This is a genomic window from Agrobacterium sp. LEGMi-208b, assembly GCF_059511785.1.
Genome location: NZ_CM183446.1, coordinates 405,901 through 427,015, shown reverse-complemented (window position 1 = coordinate 427,015; position 21,115 = coordinate 405,901). Strand labels below are relative to the sequence as shown.

At 61.6% G+C, this 21,115-nt stretch carries 16 protein-coding genes and 1 pseudogene; 16 read left to right on the top strand and 1 reads right to left on the bottom strand.

Annotation, left to right across the window (positions count from 1 at the left end):
• The first annotated feature begins 9 nt into the window (after positions 1-9).
• Together AC5YUO_RS16680 and AC5YUO_RS16675 are read left to right on the top strand one after the other, a co-directional pair.
• The gene (locus AC5YUO_RS16680; RefSeq protein ID WP_496156008.1) at positions 10-807 is read left to right on the top strand and encodes an NAD-dependent epimerase/dehydratase family protein; all 798 of its coding nucleotides are present in this window, start codon (positions 10-12) and stop codon (positions 805-807) included.
• A 34-nt stretch (positions 808-841) separates the two neighbouring features.
• Positions 842-1,552 carry a ribonuclease activity regulator RraA gene (locus tag AC5YUO_RS16675; RefSeq protein ID WP_496156007.1) on the top strand — a complete coding sequence of 237 codons (711 nt, stop codon included), beginning with the start codon at positions 842-844 and terminating at the stop codon, positions 1,550-1,552.
• Between the two features lie 3 nt (positions 1,553-1,555).
• On the opposite strand, the gene AC5YUO_RS16670 is transcribed toward AC5YUO_RS16675, so the two are convergent.
• On the bottom strand, positions 1,556-3,907 hold the full coding sequence (locus AC5YUO_RS16670; protein WP_496156006.1) for a helix-turn-helix transcriptional regulator: 2,352 nt from the start codon (positions 3,905-3,907) through the stop codon (positions 1,556-1,558).
• A gap of 136 nt (positions 3,908-4,043) precedes the next feature.
• On the opposite strand from AC5YUO_RS16670, the gene AC5YUO_RS16665 reads away from it, so the two are divergent.
• The 14 genes and pseudogenes from AC5YUO_RS16665 to AC5YUO_RS16600 all read left to right on the top strand — a co-directional run bounded on the left by AC5YUO_RS16665 (position 4,044) and on the right by AC5YUO_RS16600 (position 21,081).
• A complete protein-coding gene (locus AC5YUO_RS16665) occupies positions 4,044-5,072 on the top strand; it encodes an ABC transporter permease (RefSeq protein ID WP_142855896.1) in 1,029 nt (342 codons plus the stop codon).
• Complete coding sequence (locus AC5YUO_RS16660; RefSeq protein ID WP_020813268.1) at positions 5,072-5,953, top strand: ABC transporter permease; 882 nt, start codon at positions 5,072-5,074, stop codon at positions 5,951-5,953. Before AC5YUO_RS16665 ends, AC5YUO_RS16660 begins: the two co-directional genes overlap by 1 nt.
• 4 nt (positions 5,954-5,957) lie before the next feature.
• Positions 5,958-7,604 carry a nickel ABC transporter ATP-binding protein NikE gene (gene nikE / locus AC5YUO_RS16655; RefSeq protein ID WP_496156005.1) on the top strand — a complete coding sequence of 549 codons (1,647 nt, stop codon included), beginning with the start codon at positions 5,958-5,960 and terminating at the stop codon, positions 7,602-7,604.
• A gap of 17 nt (positions 7,605-7,621) precedes the next feature.
• A complete protein-coding gene (locus AC5YUO_RS16650; protein ID WP_496156004.1) occupies positions 7,622-9,178 on the top strand; it encodes a hydantoinase/oxoprolinase N-terminal domain-containing protein in 1,557 nt (518 codons plus the stop codon).
• Positions 9,171-10,304 (top strand): S-methyl thiohydantoin desulfurase family protein, encoded by a 1,134-nt coding sequence (locus AC5YUO_RS16645; RefSeq protein WP_004438394.1) that lies wholly within the window; start codon positions 9,171-9,173, stop codon positions 10,302-10,304. Before AC5YUO_RS16650 ends, AC5YUO_RS16645 begins: the two co-directional genes overlap by 8 nt.
• 43 nt (positions 10,305-10,347) lie before the next feature.
• Positions 10,348-11,932 (top strand): annotated as a pseudogene (locus AC5YUO_RS16640) (ABC transporter substrate-binding protein).
• A 118-nt stretch (positions 11,933-12,050) separates the two neighbouring features.
• Positions 12,051-13,127 carry an S-methyl thiohydantoin desulfurase family protein gene (locus tag AC5YUO_RS16635; RefSeq protein WP_496156002.1) on the top strand — a complete coding sequence of 359 codons (1,077 nt, stop codon included), beginning with the start codon at positions 12,051-12,053 and terminating at the stop codon, positions 13,125-13,127.
• Complete coding sequence (locus AC5YUO_RS16630; RefSeq protein ID WP_496156001.1) at positions 13,124-14,662, top strand: hydantoinase/oxoprolinase N-terminal domain-containing protein; 1,539 nt, start codon at positions 13,124-13,126, stop codon at positions 14,660-14,662. Before AC5YUO_RS16635 ends, AC5YUO_RS16630 begins: the two co-directional genes overlap by 4 nt.
• Positions 14,663-14,706: 44 nt before the next feature.
• Complete coding sequence (locus tag AC5YUO_RS16625; protein ID WP_496156000.1) at positions 14,707-15,651, top strand: isoaspartyl peptidase/L-asparaginase family protein; 945 nt, start codon at positions 14,707-14,709, stop codon at positions 15,649-15,651.
• Between the two features lie 103 nt (positions 15,652-15,754).
• Entirely contained in the window at positions 15,755-16,660 is a 906-nt protein-coding gene (locus tag AC5YUO_RS16620) for a LysR family transcriptional regulator (RefSeq protein WP_496155999.1), read from the top strand.
• Between the two features lie 180 nt (positions 16,661-16,840).
• Positions 16,841-17,785 (top strand): ABC transporter permease, encoded by a 945-nt coding sequence (locus AC5YUO_RS16615; protein ID WP_496155998.1) that lies wholly within the window; start codon positions 16,841-16,843, stop codon positions 17,783-17,785.
• A complete protein-coding gene (locus AC5YUO_RS16610; protein WP_003524591.1) occupies positions 17,782-18,600 on the top strand; it encodes an ABC transporter permease in 819 nt (272 codons plus the stop codon). The genes AC5YUO_RS16615 and AC5YUO_RS16610 overlap by 4 nt, the downstream gene beginning before the upstream one ends.
• Positions 18,597-20,231 (top strand): ABC transporter ATP-binding protein, encoded by a 1,635-nt coding sequence (locus AC5YUO_RS16605; RefSeq protein ID WP_496155997.1) that lies wholly within the window; start codon positions 18,597-18,599, stop codon positions 20,229-20,231. The genes AC5YUO_RS16610 and AC5YUO_RS16605 overlap by 4 nt, the downstream gene beginning before the upstream one ends.
• A 13-nt stretch (positions 20,232-20,244) precedes the next feature.
• Entirely contained in the window at positions 20,245-21,081 is an 837-nt protein-coding gene (locus AC5YUO_RS16600; protein ID WP_035221036.1) for a serine hydrolase, read from the top strand.
• Positions 21,082-21,115 lie beyond the last annotated feature (34 nt).

Genomic DNA, 21,115 nt, shown 5'->3' with positions numbered 1-21,115 from the left:
GGACGCGACATGTCGAAGCGATTGCTCATCACCGGTGCCGGCGGCAAGCTGGGCAGCATGCTGCGCGGACGGCTTGGCCATGTCGCCGAGACCATCCGTCTTTCCGACGTCGTCGATTTGGGTAAGCCAGCCCCTCACGAGGAACTCGTTTCCTGCGCACTGGAAGACGAGCAGGCGGTGCATGATCTCGTCAAGGGTTGCGACGGTATCGTTCATCTCGGCGGCGTCTCCGTCGAGAGGGCTTTCGATCCGATCGAGGCCGCCAATCTGCGTGGGGTCTACAATCTCTATGAGGCGGCAAGGCTGAACGGCATGCCGCGCATTCTGTTCGCCTCCAGCAACCACACGATCGGTTATTACCCACAAGGCAAGCAGCTTGCCCCCGAGACACCCTTTCTCCCGGATGGTCTTTATGGCGTCTCGAAGATTTTCGGCGAGGCGATGGCAAGCCTCTATCATTCCAAATTCGGGCAGGAGACGGCGATTGTCCGCATCGGCTCCTGCGAAGAAAAACCCACCAACTGGCGGATGTTGTCGACCTGGCTCAGCTATGGCGACTTCGTCTCGCTGATCGAGGCGACCTTCCGCGTGCCAAAACTCGGATGCCCGGTCATCTGGGGCGTTTCGGCCAATGACGACAGCTGGTGGGATAATTCCCATGTTGATTTTCTCGGCTGGCAGCGGCGCGACAATGCCGCACATTACCGGGCGGAAATCGAACGCGACGTACCGCGCCCCGACCCGGAGGCCGCGATAGCGAAATATCAGGGCGGCATCTTCACAGACGAGCCCATTCACAGAACTTGAAACACATCCATCCGCCCACTGCGAGGAGACAGACATGAACAATGAAACGCGCGAAAAACTGTTGACGATTTCCGTCGCCACGCTGGCGACGGCGCTTTACAAGCGCGGCCTGCGCAATCAGGTCATCCAGGGCGTGCGCCCGCTCGGTTACAAGGGCACGAACATGGTGGGCCCGGCCTTTACCCTGCGCTACATGCCGGCCCGTGAGGATCGCAATCAGCTCGTGGAGTTCCGCAATCCCGCCCATCCGCAGCGCGTCGCCATCGAGACCTGCCCGCCGGGCCATGTGCTTGTGATGGACAGCCGCAAGGACGCCACTGCCGCCTCGGCCGGCGATATCCTCGTCACGCGACTGATGGTTCGCGGCGGAGCGGGCATCGTTTCCGATGGCGGTTTCCGTGATGCGGCCACCATCGCCGAGCTGGATATTCCTGCTTACCACACCCGCCCTTCAAGCCCCACCAACCTCACCAAACACGAGGCTATCGAGATCAACGGCCCGATTGGCTGCGGCGACGCGCCTGTCTTTCCCGGTGACATCATCGTCGGCGATGCGGACTGCGTCATCGTCATCCCCGCCGGCATTGCCGACGAGATTGCCACCGAGGCGGTGGAAATGACGGCTTATGAGGATTTCGTGGTGGAGCAGGTCAAGGCCGGCCAGACGATCATCGGGCTTTACCCCTGCACCAAGGACGAACACCAGACGGCCTTCGCCGAATGGCGCAAGAAGAACAACCGCTGAACCTCACAGCCAGCCCAGTGCTTTCGCCGCGCGGATCGCCTCCGCGCGGCGTTTGCAATCCAGCTTGCGGAACAGGTTGCCGAGGTGAAATTTCACCGTCACTTCCGAGATGTTGAGCGTCTGGGCGATCTTCTTGTTGGACATGCCGCTGGCCAGCAGTTGCAGCATCTGCGCTTCGCGCTGCGAAAGCCCGCCATGCAGCGCACGCGCCTGCGGCGAGTTGACCGAGGCGGCGAAAATTGACAGCGCCGCGCGCACATCGGAAGAGGTTTCGATGAAACTGCGGATACGGCGATTGTTCAGAAGCGGCGACAGAAAGACGCGCTCTTCCGACAGCACGCCGTTGCAGCCAAGGCGGGTTGCCGATTCAAGGGCGGTGAGGATATGGGCGCGGGCGGCGGCATTGTCGCGGCGCTGCTGCGCGGCATAGCTCTGCCAGATCCTCAGCGCGACCTTTTCACGATTGGTGACCTTTGGATTGGCGATCATCGCGTCGATCTGGCGGGAGAGATAGGCGCGCGGCGTGAAAAGATGCACCGCATCGCGCAGCCAGGCCATGACATAGGCGATTTCGTCGCGGCGCGTCAGGCGGGAAAGGTCTTCATGGGCGCTCTCCACCCAGTTGCGGCCCATCGGCATGCGGATTGCGGATAGGGTAGCAGCCGCATCCGCCCAGCGGTTGGCGTTCTGATAGGCGAGGGCCGTCCTGATCTCCATCATTGCATGGAATTGCAGACCTTCCGAAAGATGAATCCACAGGCCGTCGAGAAAGCCCGGGCGAACAGTCATCGGAAAATGGTCGCTCAAGACTTGCGAGGCGTAAAACAGGGCAAACTGCATGAGGCTCGGCCAGATTTCGGCAGCGGCGAAGTGATCGAATTCGTGCTCGACGAAATGCAGAAGGTCGCGCGGTTTTCCCGCTTCATAGGCAAGGCAGGCTTCCGCCAACCGCAGCATCCGGAACTCCTGCACGGCATCATGCGGCACCTGTTCCAGCCGTGCGCGCGCCTCCTGCGCCGCCCGGCGGGCCAGAAGCACATCGCCGCTCATCAGCCGCAAAACGATCTGGTGCAGATGGATGAAGAATTCCAGCAGGGGCTGCCCGCCCATCTTGCGCAGGTAGATAAGCGCGCGGGCGGCAGCCGCCTCCGCCTCGCGGAAATTGCGGCGGCGGATTTCGAATTCGAGCAGCGCATTATAATAGGCCGCCCATTTGCCGTGATCGTCCATCGGATAATCGGCCATGAACTCGCCGAGCCGCGTTATGACAGCGTCATTGGGCGTCAGGTCCTCGGCGATCATCAGGTTCAGGCGGAAGGTGCGGGCGGCGAAGGAAAACCGCGAGCCGCGGGCAAGCACCTTCAGCGGATCGAGATAATCCGAACCGAGGCTCTTGCCGAGCAGATGGCGCACGCGTTGCAATTCGCCCTGTTTCAGCAGCGCGCGGGTGACGGCGAAGAGCACGGTTTCATTCGCCGCGATCATATCCTGCGAAAACCGCATGATGATTTCGCGAAACCGGTCGACGCTGCTTCTGTAGATCAGCTCACGGCCGTCGGCGCGCTCGAGGATTTGCGCGGCATGGGTCTCGTAACCGCGGTCCAGCAGCATGGCCATGGCGGCGAGCGAACGTCCGGCCTTTTCGAACGCCGAGGCGACCTCCACCACGGCGCTGCCGGCCCGCAATGTGGCGAGGCGTTCTTTTGCCGCAACCGTCAGAAGCCGTATCAGCGTGCGGTGATTGTCGGGCTTTCCCGTCAGAAAGGGCGGCAGAAGCTTGCTCCAGTCCGCATCTGGGTCTGCGGAGGGATTTTCGAGCCAGAAGGACAGTTCGACCGTTTGAGCAGGGGAAAGATGCGGCAGATAGTTTTCGCGCAGATAGTCGGCGCATAAGGTTTCATCCGGCAGGCGCGCGAGCGACAGGAAGGCCGGCCATCCCGCATAATCCTCGAGTGCCAGATGCTTCTGTTCGGGCGGAAGGCCATCCGCCTCATCCGGCCTGAAGGCCAGTTCGTCCGATCCTATGGTGAGCGAACCGCGATGCAGGATGTGCCGCGCCATGCCGCTGATCCGCTGGTCCGGCCGGCAGGCGATGACGACGAAACGCACCGACTCCAGAATGGGGGCGGGCATGCGTACTGCCCGTGCAAAGACCGGAACGTCCCACAGCAGGCAGCCATTTACCGCGTCGTCGCTTTGCGGCTGGTGCGTGCGGCATATCTGCGTTCCCAGTTCTTCTGCGAGCATCTCCAGCAACACGCTTTTTCCGGCTCCCGCCGGCGCGCGCAGAAATACCACGCCCGCGGTTTCGCTGGCGATACGGTGGCAGAGGCGGGGACGGGGCAGGAGTGTCATCGGGAAAGGGATAGGGCATCCAGATTTAAAAACCTATACTCATTCTTCAAAAAACTATACCTTTCGGCAATTGTTCGAACGGCCATCTGGTGAAAACTTGTGCTCAGGCAACCGATGCACAAGGAACGTTCCACCGATGCAGCAACATCCGCTGGTCGCGATTTTGAACAGGCTCGGCACCTTCGTGCTGGTCATGATCGCCCTGTCCATCATGATTTTCGGGCTCGCCCGTGTGGTCCCCGGCGATCCCGCCCGCATGGCGCTGGGTCCTGCGGCAACGCAGGAGCAGGTGGATGCGCTGCGCGGCGAGATGGGCCTCGATAAGCCGCTTGCCATCCAATATCTCGATTACATCGGCAATGCCCTGCACGGCGATCTCGGTTTTTCGCTGGTGTCGCAGCGCCCCGTCACCACCGATCTGGCGCAGACCGTTCCGGCAACCGTCGAACTGGTGCTGGTCTCTGTCATCTTCATGTTTGCCGTCGCCATCCCGCTCGGCGTCATCACGGCACATTACCGCGACCGGCCACTGGACCATATCGGTCGCATCCTGTCGCTCACCGGGGTCACGATCCCGAGCTTTCTTTTCGCCATCACGCTGCAATTGTTGGCCGCCCGGTTTCTCTCCGGCTGGCCGATCATCGGCAGGCTCGATCACTCGCTCGGCTGGCAGGGCGGGCCGACGGGCTTCATCCTGATCGACGGCACGCTGGCCGGACGGTTCGATGTGGTGCTGGATGCGCTGAAACACCTTGCGCTGCCGGCTTTTGCGCTTTCCATGGCGGGCATCGGCCAGATCACCCGCATTACCCGCTCCTCGATGATTGAAAACCAGCGCAAGGACCATGTGCTGACCCTGCAGAGCTTCGGCGTGCCGGAGCGTGTGATCATCTTCCGTTACCTGTTGAAGCTCTCTTCCATTGCGCCGCTGACGATCATGGGCCTCGAATTTGCGTCGTTGATCGGCAATGCCTTCGTGATCGAGATGGTCTTCGCCTGGGGCGGGTTCGCTTCCTACGGGTTGAACGCCATCCTGCAGAAAGACCTCAATGCCGTCACTGCCGTGGTGCTGGTGGCCGGCCTGTTCTTCATCGTTGCGAACCTGATCGTGGATGTCCTGATCTCGATCATCGACCCGCGCCTGCGCCGCAAGGAGGCTCGCTGATGGCTGATATGAAAATGCTCGAACCCACCGATCGCGGTCTAAGTGCCGGTTATATGATGTGGTATCGCTTCAGCCGCAATCCGGCGGCGGTCATCGGTTCGCTGATCCTTCTGTCGGTGCTGGTGCTGGCGGTCTTCGCGCCATGGCTCACGCCCTATCCGAAACATATCGGCGCGGTCGTCGATTTCCGCGCCCGCCATATGCCGCCGGATCTGGAGCACTGGTTCGGCACCGACAAGGCCGGCCGCGATATCTTTTCCCGTACCATTTTCGGGCTGCGTGTTTCCCTCCTTCTCGTCATCGGCGTGCTCGGCATTTCCGTGCCTGTTGGCACGGTGCTTGGCCTCATTGCCGGTTATTTCGGCGGCTGGACCGAGAAACTCATCAGCGGCCTGACGAATGTGATGCTGGCCATGCCGCCGCTCGTCATGGCGCTGGCGGTCTCCAACCTCCTGGAACCGACGCTGATGAACGCCATGATCGCGATTACGCTGCTGTGGTGGACCTGGCACGCGCGGTTGATCTATTCGGTATCGAAGTCCATTGCGTCCGAAGACTACATCGAGGCGGCGCGTCTTGCCGGTGCCGGCCCCCTGCACATTCTCTTTCGCGAAATCCTGCCCAATTGCGTCTCGGTCATATCGGTCAAGACGACGCTTGATGCCGCCTTCGTCATCCTGTTCGGCGCGACGCTCAGCTTCCTCGGTTTCGGCGTCAAGCCGCCGACCCCCGACCTTGGATCGATGGTCGCCGACGGGCGCCAGTTCATGCCGGATTTCTGGTGGGAAGTACTCTGCCCCGGTGCGGCCGTGCTTTACGTGACGCTGGGTTTCAACCTGCTGGGCGACGGCCTGCGCGACATGTTCGACGTGGAAAGCTAAGGCCATGACTGAACCGCTTCTCAAGGTCGAAAACCTCAACGTCACCTTCACCAATTATGGCCGCACCCGGCAGGTACTGCGCGATGTCGCCTTCACCGTTGCCGCCGGCGAGCGCGTGGCGCTGATCGGCGAAACCGGATCGGGCAAATCGGTCACCGCCAAGGCGATCATCGGCACCCTGCCGAAGAATGCCGCGATCACCTCCGGCGCCATCGTCATCGATGGCCGGGATGTGCTTGCCCTGCCGCGCAGAGAGCGTGAGGGGCTGAAGGGAACGGCGTTTTCGCTGATCATGCAGGACCCGCTATCGTCCTTCAATCCTGTCTTCAAGATCGGCACGCATCTCGATGATGTCATGCGCTTTGCCGACAAACGCGATGGTATCAATTCGTCCAAGGCGGAGCGCCGCAACCGCATCGCAGCCGTTTTGCGCCGGGTGCAGCTTGCCGATACCGAGCGGGTGATGAACGCCTATCCGTCCGAGCTGTCGGGCGGTATGCGCCAGCGCGTGCTGATCGGCCTTGCCCTGCTGCACCAGCCGAAGCTCCTGATCGCAGATGAGCCCGGCACCGCACTCGACGTGACGACGCAGGATGAAATCCTCAACCTCATCAACCAGCTGGTTGCCGAAGAAAACATGGCGCTGCTGATGATCACCCACAATCTCGGCGTCGTGCGCAAGGTGGCGGACCGGGTGGTGGTCATGCACCACGGCGATATCGTCGAAACCGGCCCTTGCACGCAAATCCTGCATAGTCCCGCCAAGGACTATACGCGTTCACTGCTGGATGCCGTGCCGCCGCTTTATGGCCCGCGCGTTACCGATCTGGCGCAAAGCACGCGGCAGCCGATCATCACAATCGAAGGCCTGAACAAGATTTACGGCAGGCGCAATGGCTACCATGCCGTGCGCGACGTGAGCCTGACGCTGAAGCAGGGCGAGGTTTTTGGCCTTGCGGGCGAATCCGGTTCGGGCAAGACCTCGGTTGCCCGCATGATCATGGGCCTTTCGCGTCCCACCTCCGGTAATCTCGTCATCGACGCCCCGGTGCCTGAGCGTGGCAAGCGGCTGACGCAGATCGTTTACCAAAATCCGGGTACTTCGCTCAATCCGAAGCGTACCGTCAGGCAGACGCTTTCCCTGCCGTTGAAATCTATCGGTATGGATGGCCAGGCGCGGGAAAGCCGGATGCAGGAACTGATGGGGCTGGTGCGGCTGCCGCAATCCTATCTCGGCAAATATCCGCACGAGCTTTCCGGTGGTCAGAAGCAGCGCGTGGCGATTGCCCGCGCGCTCGCGGCAGAACCGAAAATCCTCATCCTCGACGAGCCGACGGCGGCGCTCGATGTCTCCGTGCAGAAGACGGTGATCGACCTTCTGCTGCAACTGCGCGAGGAGCTTGGCCTCACCTATCTGATGATCTCGCACGACCTGTCGCTGATGCGCAATTTCTGTTCGCGCATCGCCATCATGCTGCGCGGCGAGATTGTCGAGGAGGGCGTGACGTCGGCGGTCTTTGCCGAGCCGGCCCATCCCTATACCCGCGCCCTGATCGCGGCCATCCCCGTCGTCACCGACGAGGAAGAACGTCTCAAACCCACCGTGACCGAGGAAGAGCGCATGCGCTTCCTCGTCAAAACGACCGATTGATGAAAGAGGAGCCTGACGTGTATCGCGTTGGAATTGACGTCGGCGGCACGAATACCGATGCCGTTGTGTTGCAGGATAAAACCGTTCTGGCGGGGGTGAAGGCCTCCACGACAGAGGATGTGACATCAGGTGTCATCGAAGCCCTTGAAAAGGTCATCGAGGCATCGGGCATCGACCGGGCACGCATTGGCGCCGTGATGATCGGCACCACGCATTTTACCAATGCGGTGATCGAGCGTCGGCATATGGATGAGGTGGCCGCCATCCGGCTCGGCCTGCCTTCCGGCGCCGGCCTGCCGCCCATGGTAGACTGGCCGGATGATCTCAAGGAAATCGTCGGCAACCACGGTTATCAGGTGCGCGGCGGTTACGAATTCGACGGCCGCGAAATTTCGCCGCTCGATGAGGACGAAATCGTCCGCATCGCCGCCGATATTCGCGCCAAGGGCCTGAAGGCCGCTGCCGTCACCTGCGTTTTCAGCGGCATCAACGATGCGATGGAGCTGCGGGCGAAGGAAATCCTGCAGGAGCGCTGCCCTGGCCTGCCGGTGGTGATGTCCAAGGATATTGGCCGTCACGGTCTGCTTGCGCGTGAAAGTGCGGCGATCATGAATGCCAGCCTGCTGTCGCTTGCCGACCGCACCGTTGCGGCTTTCGGCGAGGCACTGAAGGCTGCGGGTATTACCTGCCCGTTCTATATCACCCAAAACGACGGCACGCTGATGGCGGCGGATGTGGTGCGCGGTTTCCCCGTACTCACCTTCGCGTCCGGCCCGACGAATTCCATGCGCGGTGCGGCCTTCCTCACCGGCCTCAAGGATGCCGTCGTGGTCGATGTCGGCGGCACCACCTCCGATGTCGGTTCGTTGTCGCACGGCTTCCCGCGCCAGGCCTCGACCACCGTGGATATTGGCGGTGTGCGCACCAATTTCCGCATGCCTGATGTTTTCTCCATCGGTCTCGGTGGTGGTTCGCTGGTGGTCCATGGCGATCACGGCCTGACCGTCGGCCCGAAATCCGTCGGTTACCGCGTTCGCCGCGATGCACTCTGCTTCGGTGGCTCGACCCTGACGGCAACCGATATCGCCGTTGCCTCCGGCAAGGCGGATGTGGGCGAGAAAGCGCTGGTTTCCAGCCTCGACAAGAAGCTCGTGGATGCGGCGGTCGGCAAGATCAACGACATGCTTGAGGCCTGTGTGGAGCGCAGCCGCATCTCGTCGTCGCCGGTGCCGGTGATCGCCGTTGGCGGCGGCTCCATCCTGATGCCGGACCGTATTGGCGATCTGGACGTCATCCGGCCTGAGAATTTTGCGGTGGCCAATGCCGTCGGTGCGGCGATTGCGCAGATCAGCGGCGAGACGGACCGGGTCTTCTCGCTGGTGGATGGACGCACGCGCGAGAGCGCGCTTGCAGAAGCCGAGGCCGAGGCTCGCGAAAAGGCGATTGCCGCTGGCGCGATTGCCGAAACGCTTGATGTCATCGAGCGCGAGGACATGCCGCTTGCATACCTGCCCGGCAACGCCACCCGCATTCATGTGAAAGTTGTTGGAGAAATGGGAGCCAATCATGGCTGAGACACGCAAGCTGAAATATGACGAAGCGGCATTGCGGACGCTGACCCGTGAAGACCTCGACGCGCTGGAAATCGGCGCCGGCATTCTCGGCACGGGCGGCGGCGGCAATCCCTATCTCGGCAAGCTGCTGGCGCTGGAGGCCATGAAGGCCGGTTACGAGATGAAGATCCTTGCGACCGACGCCATCGAGCCGGACGCGCTTTGCATGTCCATCGGCGGCATCGGCGCGCCTGTCGTCGGCGTCGAGCGCATTCGCGAAGGCCGAGAAGGCCTGCGTTGCCTGCGGGCGATGGAAGAGCTCATCCGCACGCCGGTCGACGCCATCGTCTGTGAGGAAATCGGCGGTTCCAATTCCATGAACCCGCTGGTGACTGCGGCGCTGGGCGGTCTGCCGATCCTCGATTGCGACGGCATGGGCCGGGCTTTCCCGGAAATGCAGATGACCACCTTCTCCATCTACGGCCATAGTTCCACGCCGTCGGTGATGTGCGACCTGCACGGCAATGCCGTCATCTTCAGCCACGCTGTTTCCGAAGTCTGGCACGAGCGTATGGCGCGCGCCTGCGTCGTTTCGCAGGGCGGCGGCGCAATGCTGGCGACCGCGCCGATGCAGGCGCATTACGTGCACCAGTACGGCATTCCGAAAACCTACACCAAGGCGATCGCTATCGGTGAGGCAGTGATCCGCGCCCGCAAGCAGCAGGAAGACCCGATTGCCGCGGTCTGCGCACTGGAAGGCGGGCGGCGCATCTTCAATGGCAAGATCACCGATCTGAAGCGCCATCTGCGCGGCGGTTTTGCGGTTGGCGATCTCACGCTGTCCGGTTTCGACGATTGCGCCGGCCAGACGGCGGGCGTCGCCATCCAGAACGAATTCCTGCTGTTTTCCCGTGACGGCAAGGTGGAAGTGACGGTGCCCGACCTGATCGTCCTGCTCGATGTCGATACGGGGTATCCGATCACCACCGAGGTCCTGCGCTACGGCCAGCGCGTGGCCGTCATCGCCATTCCCTGCCACGACCTGCTGCGCAGCGCCCGCGCGCTTGAGGTCGTCGGGCCGGCGGCCTTCGGTTATCCGGACATTCCTTTCTCACCGCTGCCCGTTCCGGTCAGCAAGGCTGCCTAACCATAAGCGGGGCAAATGACCCGCAATAAAGAGGAGAACGATAATGAAAATGCCTGTACTTTCTTCCCGTCTCGCCGCGCTGGCGCTCGGCACGGCGCTCGTGCTGCCCTTTGTTTCTTCCGCAGCCCTTGCGGAAGACAAGGTGTCGGTCGCGGTCAACACCATGCAGATATTCAGCTCGCTCGACCCGGCGAAGGTGACGGACTATACCGGCTACATGGCCATCGTGAACATGTATGATGGCCTGACCACGGTGAACGCCAAGGGCGAAATCGTGCCGCATCTGGCGAAATCCTGGGATATTTCTGAAGATGGTCTGACCTATACCTTCCACCTGCGCGACGATGCGAAGTTTCAGGACGGCACGGCGGTAAAGGCTGCCGATCTTGCCTGGTCGATCCAGCGCCTGCTCGGCATCAACAAGGGCCCGTCGAACCTCATCGTCGCCCGAAAACGTCACCGCGCCTGACGATGCGACGCTGGTCATGAAGATCGAGCGCCAGTTCTCGCCCTTCATGGCGGCAACGCCCTTGATGATGGCGATGAACAAGACGCTGATTGAGGCGAATACCAAGCCGGAAGACAAGTGGGGCGAGGCCTATGTCGGCGAACATTCCGCCGGTTCCGGCCCCTACAAGCTCGTCAGCTACAACCGTTCCGCCGATATGGTCATTGCCCGCAATGCCGATTATTTCCTCGGCTGGACGAAGGGCAAGCCCATCGACGAAGTGCGCTTCGTGCAGACCAGCGACGACGCCACCGTCAAGGCGCTGGCGGAAAAGGGTGAACTTGGCCTTTCCTCGCACGGGCTTGGCAACGACACCTATGAATCCATCGGCCGCATGAAGGGTTACAAGCTGATCCAGACCCGCACCGCCGGCGGTTTCGTCATCAAGCTCAACACCAAGGTCTATCCGACCGACGACGTTCATGTGCGCCGCGCCATCGCCTATGCGACCGACTACAAGACGATCCAGGAAGTGATCTATCCCGGCTTCGACATGCGCGGACCGCTTTCCGACGCGTTCAAGGATGCGCATAACGGCGATATCCAGCCGGGCGTCTACGATCTGGAAAAAGCCAAGGAAGAACTGGCGAAGTCTAAATATGCCGGCCAGAAGATCACGCTGGTCAACAGCTATGTCGCGTCGCTGGCCTTCGAGGCCGAAGTGGCGCTGCTTCTGCAGTCCAGCCTCGAGCAGATCGGTATCACGCTCGATATCAAGCCGGAGCCGTGGAACCGCATCGTCGAGCTGTCCTCCAAGCCCGAAACCACGCCGGCATCGACGCAGGTGAACATTTCGCCGACTTACCCGTCGCCGGATGCGATGTTCTACAACCAGTATCATTCCAAGGCTTCCGGCACCTGGATGTCAATGGAATGGCTGCAGAATGCTGAGATCGACGGCCTGATCGACAAGGTTCGCGCCACCACCGATGTCAATGAGCAGAACACCACCTACAAGGAGCTGCAGACGAAGATCGCCGATCTTCAGCCTGACGTCTGGGCCGTTGCGCCGAACCGCCGTTATGCGGCGAACAAGTGCCTTCAGGGTTACGAGTTCATTCCCATGCAGAGCTGGGACCTGAACTTCTCCAATTTCCATTGGGACTGCAAGGCGGAGTGATCTCCGCCTCATGAAAACCGGCCTCGCCACAAATGGCGGGGTTGGCCAGACTTGGAACTTCAAAGGGAAGGAGCATCGCTTGCGGCCGGAAAGGCTGCGGCATGCCCGAGGATGACGCATGATCCAGGAATTTTCCGAAGACGATATCGAACCTCTGGCCACCGGCGCCTGGATTCTGGGAACGGGGGGCGGCGGCAATCCCTATATCTCGACGCTCAATCTGCGCCGTCTTTATGCCGAGGGCAGGCGGGTAAAGGTCATGGACCCCATGGCGCTTGCCGATGACGACATGGTTGCCGTCGTCTCCAAGATGGGTGCGCCGCTTGTCGGTCAGGAGCGGTTGGGGGATCCCGTGCATCTCGCCCGTGCCGTCGAGGTGATGGAGGATTATCTCGGCAAGCCGTTCCGGGCGATCATGAGCGTTGAAATCGGCGGTTCCAATGCGCTGTCGTCCTTCCTCGCCGCCGCCGTGCTCGACCGGCCCGTCGTTAATGCCGATGCCATGGGACGCGCCTATCCGGAAGCGCAGATGACATCCTTCGCCATCGGCAACCTGCCTATGTTTCCGCTGTCGCTGGTCGATGTGCGCGACAATGAGGTGATCGTGACGCGGGCTGCTTCGTGGAAATGGATGGAGCGCATCTCGCGCAAGGTCTGCACCGAAGTCGGCTCCACCGCCGCCACCTGCAAGGCGCCGCGCACCGGCAAGGAAGTGAAGGAATGGGGCATTCACTACACCGTCACCAAGGCGACGGAACTTGGGCGCGTGGTGATGGAGGCGCGTGCGCGCCATGACGATCCGGTTCAGGCGGTTCTTAACCATGAGGGCGGCAAGCAGTTGTTCCGGGGCAAGGTGGTGGATGTGGCGCGTGAGACCACCGGTGGTTTCCTGCGTGGCAGCACGACCATTGAAGGTATCGATGCCGACCGCGGTTCGCGCATGGAACTCGCCTTCCAGAACGAATGGGCGGTCGCCTTCCGCGATGGCCAGCCCGTCGCCATGACGCCTGACCTGCTCTGCCTTCTCGACACGGTTTCCGGTGGCGCCATCGGTACGGAATCGGTGCGTTACGGCCAGCGTGTCACGGTTGTCGCCCTGCCGGCGCCGGAGCTTTTGACGACTCCTGCCGGCATCGCCGCCGTCGGCCCGCGCGCCTTCGGCTATGACATTGACTTCAGATCGGTATTCCCATGAAACGCATCGGTATTGACGTTGGCGGCACCAATACGGATGCCGTTCTGATCGATGGAGACACCATCGTCGCTTCCATCAAGGTTCCAACCACGCAGGATGTCCTCTCCGGTGTAAAGGCGGCGCTTGCCCATGTGGCGGGCCATGTCGGTGCGGCCGACCGGCCGATTGATGCGGTGATGATCGGCACCACCCATTTCACCAATGCGGTGGTGGAGCGCGCCCGGCTGGAACGGGTCGCGGCGATCCGCATCGCATTGCCAACAGGTTCTTCACTGCCGCCGATGTGCGATTGGCCGAAGGATCTTCGCGAGGCCGTTGATCCGCTAATCTTCATGGTCCACGGCGGCCATGAATATGACGGCAGTCCGCTGGTGCCGATGGTTCCCGATGAAATTCGCGAAGCGGCGATGAAAATCCGCGATGCGGGTATCACTTCCATCGCCATTTCCGCGACCTTCTCACCGTTGACGACGGAGTGCGAGGTGAGGGCGGCGGAAATCGTCCGTTCCGTGATCCCTGATGCACGCATCACGCTTTCCCATACGCTTGGCCGTATCGGGCTTCTGGAGCGAGAAAATGTCGCTCTCCTGAATGCAGCGCTGCAAACGCTCGGCAAGACCACGGTTCAGGCATTTTCGGATGCGCTGCGCGAAGCGGGCGTAAAGGCGCCGTTCTATCTGACCCAGAATGATGGCACCGTGGCGCTCGCGGATGTGGCCGCCGCCAACCCCGTGCACAGCTTCGCTTCCGGCCCGACCAATTCGATGCGCGGTGCGGCCTTCCTCACCGGGCTTTCCGACGCCATGGTGGTGGATGTTGGCGGCACCACCTCCGATATCGGCTGCCTTGTCGGTGGTTTTCCGCGCGAGGCTAACAATATCGTCCATATTGGCGGGGTACGCACGCTTTTCCGTATGCCCGATCTTCTGCCGATTGCGCTCGGCGGCGGCACCATCGTTGACCCTGAGACGGGCAAGATCGGCCCGCGTTCGGTCGGTTATCGCATCCTGACGGAAGCCCGGGTTTTCGGCGGCGATACACTGACGACATCGGATATTGCGGTGGCCGCCGGTCTGATCGAGATGGGTGACCGCGACCGTGTGAAAGACCTCGATCCGGCTTTCGTGCAGGCCTCGCTTCAACGCATCCGTGACATGGTGGCCGACAGTTTCGACCAGATGAAGACCTCGGCCGAAGACGTGCCGCTGGTCGCGGTCGGCGGCGGGGCGTTCCTGATCCCCGAGACGGTTCCGGGTGCGTCGGAAGTGTTGCGTGTAGAAAATGCCGGCGTAGCCAATGCGCTGGGCGCGGCGATGGCGCAGGTTTCCGGCGAGGTCGATCAGGTCTTTTCCGGCCTGAGCCGCGACGAAGCACTTGCGAAAGCCGAGACCGAGGCGCAGAACGCAGCCGTTGCGTCTGGCGCGGAGCGGGCGAGCCTCAAGACGCTTGAGGTGGAGGATATTCCGATCGCTTATCTGCCGGGCGGCGCTCGCAGAGTGCGCGTGCGGGTCATCGGCGATATCGCCTTTCATTGATGGTAAGAGGCCCTGCCGGAGTGGGGCGACGAGGGAGTGAGCACATGACGAAGATCGCACTGGCCATCCACGGCGGTTGTGGCGTGATGCCGGAAGACAGCATGACGTCTGAGGAATGGGCTGCTGCGCGCGACGATCTGGCGGCAGCGCTGCGTGCCGGTTATGGCGTGCTGAAGGCTGGCGGAACCGCGCTTGAGGCGGTCGAGGCGGCGGTCGTCGTCATGGAGGACAGCCCGCATTTTAATGCCGGGCATGGTGCCGCACTCAACGAAAACGGCATTCACGAACTCGATGCATCCATCATGGATGGCGCCACACTGGCGGCGGGCGCGATCAGCGCGTCCCGCGCCATCCGCAACCCGGTGAAGGCGGCGCGTGCGCTGATGGTGGATGAGCGTGCCGTCTATCTGACAGGTGAGGCGGCGGACCGCTTCGCCAGGGAAAAGGAGCTTGCGACCGAGCCTCAATCCTACTTCACCACGCAAAAACGCGTGGAGGCGCTGGCGGCGATGAAGCGTCATGCCGCCACGGGCACGGAAGCGACTGAAAACGAAAAGCACGGGACCGTCGGCGCAGTGGCGCTCGATGCGGCAGGGCATCTTGCTGCGGCCACCTCGACCGGCGGTTACACCAACAAGCCGGACGGCCGGGTGGGAGACAGCCCGGTGATCGGCGCCGGCACCTATGCGCGGGATGGCGCCTGCGCGGTCTCCGGCACCGGCAAGGGTGAGTTTTTCATCCGTTATGTCGTCGGCCACGAGATTGCGTCCCGCGTTGCCTATCTTGGGCAGGATCTGGAGACCGCCGCCGGCAATCTCGTGCACAAGGATCTGGCCCCCTACGATATCGGTGCCGGGCTAGTGGCGATCGATGCCGAAGGCGGCATATCCGCGCCCTATAATACATCCGGCATGTTCCGTGGCTGGGTGACACCCTCGGGCGAGGCACGCGTGGCCACCCATGACACGGTCTACGAGGTGAAATTGTAGGTCGCTGTCGCGGGTAGGATAAAAAACCGGTGACAGGAAGCGCTATCGGCGGCAAAAGGTTTGAACCGTTACCGGCTCGTTTTTCATTCATGGTGCTGGCCTCATGAACATCAAGCAGCTCGAAGTCCTGCGCACGCTTCTTTCCACCGGCTCGACCATTGCCACGGCCAAGGCCATGGGGCTCAGCCAGTCCGGTGTCAGCCGGCTTCTGGCGCAGCTCGAATCGGATCTGTCGCTGACACTGTTTGCCCGAGACAAGGGGCGGCTCATTCCGACGCCGGAGGCCGCACTTCTTGCCCGTGATGCCGAAAATGTGCTGCTCGCCGTCGATCGCATGTCCGGCCACGCCGAAGATCTGCGCAATGGTGCTGCTGGCCCGGAAATCGTTCGCATCGGCCTGCCGAGCAGCATGTGGGAGAATTTCGCGCCCGCCATGCTGATCGACTATGTCCGGGATTTTCCCGGCGTGCGTATCGAAACTTTCTTCGAGACGACCACCGCCATCAACAAGCTGGTGGGCGAGCGGGTGATCGATCTCGGTTTCCTGCGAATGGAAGGCGAGATCGGGCCGGGCATCGATGTTGAGCGTGTTGCGACCGGCAAAAGCGTCTGCGTGGTGCGGGAGGATCATCCGCTTGCCGGGCTTGCCGAAATCACCGTCAAGGACCTGCGCAATATTCCGCTGATCCTCATCGGTCGCCAGCGGCCGAACCGCATGGCGCTCGATCAGGTGTTCAAGAAGGCGGGTGTGAAGCCGATGGTGAAGATCGAGACTCATACCAACAGTTCCGCCTGCGCCTATGTGGCGCATGGGCTGGGGGTGACGATCATCAGCAGTTTTTATGCTAACCTCTATCGGCACCTTCCCGTTGTCGCCCGGCCATTCGTCCCGCAGGCCACACAGGAATTCGGTCTTGCGCGCGCTTCCGGTGCACCCTTGTCCATCGCGGCGCAGGCACTGAGCGATGCCCTGAAGCGGGAAATCCAGCTTTCGCAGAAAATCGACTGAAAACGGGATTTTGGGCGGAAAACCTCATTGTCCTCATCAGGATGAAACGCGCCGCCATTCTGCATAGACATATGACATTTACGCATAATATTGCGTGATATTTCTCAATCCGTCATAGTCACCAGCAACGAAACCGATAGAGGCGGGATGTCATTCCCGGCCATCAATCGTGGGGAACCGATGATAAGATTCATACTGAGCCGTCTTTTGATGGCGCTGCCGACGATCGCATTCGTGTCGATCACGGTCTTTGCGCTCATCCGCTTCATTCCGGGCGATCCGGCTGCCCTGATGCTGGGCGACATGGCGCAACCGGAACAGATCGAAGCCATGAGGACCGAACTCGGCCTCGACAAGTCCATGCCGCAACAATTCGTCATCTGGGCCGGCAATGTGGTGCAGGGCGATTTCGGCCGCTCCATCGTCAATGACGAGGCGGTGTTGCCGCTGGTCGTCTCGCGCTTCCTCGTCAGCGCGGAGATCGTCGTGGTCGCCGTGCTTCTCGCCAGCCTGATTGCGGTTCCGGCAGGCGTGATCGCCGCCTGGAAACAGAACAGCCTGACCGATCTTGCGCTGGTGGGAACGGCAACCCTGCTCCTCTCCATCCCGACATTCTGGCTGGGCCTGCTGCTGCTTCTGTTTTTCGGCCTCAAGCTCGGCTGGCTGCCGGTGCTGGGATATGTGTCGATCAGCGACAATTTCGTCGGTGGCATGCTTTATCTCGTCCTGCCCGTCATGACGCTGGTGATCCACGAAATGGGCGTTCTGATCCGCATGGCGCGCGCCTCGACACTGGAGGTGCTGCGGCTGGATTACATCACCCATGCCCGTGCCAAGGGCCTTTCCGAAGGTGCTGTCCTCTGGCGGCACGCCTTCAAGAACGCCTTCGGTCCGACCTGGACGATGATCGGCCTCATCCTCGGCAATCTTCTCGGCGGCATCGCCGTCATCGAGACGGTGTTCACCATTCCCGGCCTCGGACGGCTGATGGTCGACAGTATCTTTGCCCGCGACTATCCGGTCATACAGGGCTGCCTGCTGTTCGTCTCGCTGTCCTATGTGCTGGTCAACCTGTTCGTCGACCTTCTTTATCCCCTCTTCGATCCGCGTGTGGTTGCCGAATGAAAAAGTTCACACTTAACGGGCTTATCGGCGGCTTTCTCATCGCCCTCCTGCTCATCACCGCCGCAACCGGCCTGTTCTGGACCCCTTATGATCCGATGAAGCTCGGCTTTGCCTCGCGTCTGGCCGGCCCAAGCGCCAGCCATCTTCTCGGCACCGACGAATTCGGGCGCGATGTTTTGAGCCGCCTGATGGTCGGCGCGCGCGCCAGCGTCTGGATCGGCTTCCTGACGGTCAGCTTCGCGACGATCTTCGGCACGCTGATCGGCCTTGTCAGCGGTTATGCGCGCGGCTGGGTGGATGGCGTCATCATGGCCATCAACAATGCGCTTCTCGCCTTTCCGGGCATTCTGCTGGCGCTCGGCCTGCTCGCGGTTTTCGGTGCAAACCAGTATGGCATCATCTTCGCGCTCGGCATCGCCTATACGCCATCCATGGCCCGCGTGGTGCGCGGTGCCGTGCTTTCCCTGCGCGAGCGGGAATTCATCGAGGCGTCGCTGGTGATGGGCAATGGTGAAATCTACACCATGTTCCGCCACATCCTGCCCAATTGCATCGCGCCGATCACGGTTCTTGCCACCTCGATGTTCGGCTGGGCCATCCTGTCGGAAAGCGCGCTCTCCTTCCTCGGCCTCGGTGTGCCGCCGCCGGCGCCCACCTGGGGCAACATGCTGGCCGCCGGCCGGCCCTTCATCCAGCAGGCCGTCTGGCTCGGGCTTTTCCCCGGTCTCTGCATCGCACTGACGCTGCTTGGCATCAATCTTCTGGGCGATGCCCTTCGCGACAGGCTTGACCCGCGCATGAGAGGTCTCAAATGACTGTTAATACACTTCTCACTGTTCGCGGTCTTTCGCTCGAAGTCGCCAGAACCGGCCACCGGGTGGTCAAGGATGTCTCATTCGATATTGCTGCGGGCGAAATCTTCGGCATCGTCGGCGAAAGCGGCTCGGGCAAGACGCTCGCCACCCGCGCGCTCATCTCGCTTCTGCCACCGGCCATCGCCGTCACCGGCGGGTCGATCGTCTACAAGGGGCAGGATGTCATGTCCCTGCCGGTGAAGGAGCTTCGGCGTCTGCGCGGCGCGGAGATCGGCGTGGTGTTTCAGGAGCCGATGACCTCCCTCAACCCATCGATGACGATTGGCCGGCAGCTGGAAGAGGGGCTGATCCTTCACACGAAGTTGTCGCCCGAAGAGCGCCGCGAGAAAATTCTCGATATGCTGCGCCGGGTCGGCATCCGCGATCCGGAAGGTGCGCTGACGGCCTATCCGCACGAGTTTTCCGGCGGCATGCGCCAGCGCATCATGCTGGCCTCGGTCATGCTGCTGAAACCGGCCCTGCTGATCGCCGATGAGCCGACGACGGCGCTCGACGCGGTCATCCAGCGCGATGTCATGGAATTGATGGTGGAGCTGACGCGGGCGGAAGGTACCGCCGTTCTCCTCATCAGCCACGATCTGCCGATGGTGGCACGTTATACCAGCCGCATCGTGGTGATGGAAAAAGGCACGATCGTCGAACAGGGCCGCACCGAGGACCTGCTGGACGCGCCGCAGCACCCCTATACGAAGAAACTTCTTTCCTCCCTGCCGTTTCGCGGTGAGCCGCGCCGTATCGACACCTCCAAGGCGTCAATGGTTTCGGCCCGCGATATCGTTGTGGATTATGCCGGCCGCAAATCCCTGCTGAAAAAAGCCAAGCCGAAGCGGGCGCTGCACGGCGTCAGCATCGATATTCATGAGGGCGAGGTCGTGGCGCTCGTCGGCGGTTCCGGTTCCGGCAAGACGACGCTTGGCCGCACCATTGCCGGGCTCGTCAAGGAAAGCGAAGGGCATATCCGCTTTCAGGGCCGCGAGCGCAACGAGGACTGGAAAGATTATCGCCTGAATTGCCAGATGGTGTTTCAGGATCCCTATTCCTCGCTCGATCCGCGCATGACCATTCAGGCGCTGGTGGAGGAGGCATTGCGCCTCGTGCCTGACCTCGACCAGGCCGCCAAGCGCAAGCGGGCGCTGGAAACGCTGGAGGAAGTGGGGCTCGGCGCCGATTTTGCCGCCCGTTATCCGCATGAGCTTTCCGGCGGCCAGCGCCAGCGCGTGGCGATTGCCCGCGCCATTGCCCGCCGTCCGCGGTTCCTGATCGCCGACGAACCGGTCTCGGCACTCGACGTGACGGTGCGGGCGCAGGTGCTCGATCTCTTTTCCGATCTGCAGAAACGTTACGGTTTTTCATGCCTGTTCATCAGCCACGATCTCGGTGTGGTGGAGCAGGTGGCCGACCGTGTCGTCGTCATGCAGGACGGCCGCATCATCGAAGAGGGTGACCGCGACACGATTTTCGACAGTCCGAGGGAGGCCTATACGCGCCGGCTGCTCTCGGCCATTCCCGCCCTCGACCAGAATGAAAAGGGCGGCGTGACACTGAAATGGCGTCTGGAAGATGAAGTTTAACAGGAAGATGACAATGACTGTGGCTGCCCAATTAAATGCGATCTGTGATGCACAGCCTTTCGTGACGCGCTTCATGGTGCGCAATCTCCTGACCGGCGAAGAGATCGGCCGGGGAGAAAACGAGGAGACGCCATCGGGCAGCACCCGCAAGACGTCGATCATGATGGCCGTTCTCAAGGCCGCCAGCGAAGGGCGGATCGATCTCGACCAGCCCGTTACCTATGAAAAACGGCTGGCGGAAGAGGTCGCGAGCGGCATGTTCCGTTATATGACGCCGGGTATCGTCATTTCGCTACGCGATGCCGTCGCCGGCATGATGGTGCTGAGCGACAATGTCTGCACCAAGATGGTGCTGGAGAGACTGACGCTGGAAGAGGTGGACGGCTATTGCAAGTCGCTCGGCATGGCCAATACCCACCACCGTTTCCTCATCCCGCCGCTGGCGCTGGCGGCCGACCATCCGTTGAAGACAGTTACGACCACCTCGGCGGCGGATCAGGTGCTTCTGCTGCAGACCATTCTCGATGCCCAGTCCTCGCCCGAAGCGCAGGCAAAGCTCGGTTGCAGCCCGCAATTGTGCGAGTGGGCGATGCAGACGCTGAAAAACCAGATTTTGCGGTATGGAATTCGCTCCCGCCTGCCTTTCGAGGCCGTGGTGGCCAGCAAGAGTGGCCGCGGCAAGCGTGGGCGCATGGATGCCGGCATCGTCTACAGAAACGGCGCGCCGTCCTTCATCATCACCACCTATACCGATGAGGTTCCGCAAACCATGCCTGACGGCACGCCGGGATACACCATCGCGCTTGAGACGATCGGCCGGCTGGCACAGGCCTGCTGGGACGGTTTTTAATCAATTACAATCAACGACAACAAAGAGGGTAGAA

What these genes read in the sequence shown, in the direction of transcription:
- AC5YUO_RS16625 (WP_496156000.1), top strand. Translation starts at nt 14,707, where the DNA reads ATGACGAAGATCGCACTGGCCATCCACGGCGGTTGTGGCGTGATGCCG.
- AC5YUO_RS16675 (WP_496156007.1), top strand. Translation starts at nt 842, where the DNA reads ATGAACAATGAAACGCGCGAAAAACTGTTGACGATTTCCGTCGCCACG.
- AC5YUO_RS16660 (WP_020813268.1), top strand. Translation starts at nt 5,072, where the DNA reads ATGGCTGATATGAAAATGCTCGAACCCACCGATCGCGGTCTAAGTGCC.
- AC5YUO_RS16610 (WP_003524591.1), top strand. Translation starts at nt 17,782, where the DNA reads ATGAAAAAGTTCACACTTAACGGGCTTATCGGCGGCTTTCTCATCGCC.
- AC5YUO_RS16635 (WP_496156002.1), top strand. Translation starts at nt 12,051, where the DNA reads ATGATCCAGGAATTTTCCGAAGACGATATCGAACCTCTGGCCACCGGC.
- AC5YUO_RS16645 (WP_004438394.1), top strand. Translation starts at nt 9,171, where the DNA reads ATGGCTGAGACACGCAAGCTGAAATATGACGAAGCGGCATTGCGGACG.
- AC5YUO_RS16680 (WP_496156008.1), top strand. Translation starts at nt 10, where the DNA reads ATGTCGAAGCGATTGCTCATCACCGGTGCCGGCGGCAAGCTGGGCAGC.
- AC5YUO_RS16615 (WP_496155998.1), top strand. Translation starts at nt 16,841, where the DNA reads ATGATAAGATTCATACTGAGCCGTCTTTTGATGGCGCTGCCGACGATC.
- AC5YUO_RS16665 (WP_142855896.1), top strand. Translation starts at nt 4,044, where the DNA reads ATGCAGCAACATCCGCTGGTCGCGATTTTGAACAGGCTCGGCACCTTC.
- AC5YUO_RS16670 (WP_496156006.1), bottom strand. Translation starts at nt 3,907, where the DNA reads ATGACACTCCTGCCCCGTCCCCGCCTCTGCCACCGTATCGCCAGCGAA.
- AC5YUO_RS16620 (WP_496155999.1), top strand. Translation starts at nt 15,755, where the DNA reads ATGAACATCAAGCAGCTCGAAGTCCTGCGCACGCTTCTTTCCACCGGC.
- AC5YUO_RS16600 (WP_035221036.1), top strand. Translation starts at nt 20,245, where the DNA reads ATGACTGTGGCTGCCCAATTAAATGCGATCTGTGATGCACAGCCTTTC.
- AC5YUO_RS16605 (WP_496155997.1), top strand. Translation starts at nt 18,597, where the DNA reads ATGACTGTTAATACACTTCTCACTGTTCGCGGTCTTTCGCTCGAAGTC.
- nikE (WP_496156005.1), top strand. Translation starts at nt 5,958, where the DNA reads ATGACTGAACCGCTTCTCAAGGTCGAAAACCTCAACGTCACCTTCACC.
- AC5YUO_RS16630 (WP_496156001.1), top strand. Translation starts at nt 13,124, where the DNA reads ATGAAACGCATCGGTATTGACGTTGGCGGCACCAATACGGATGCCGTT.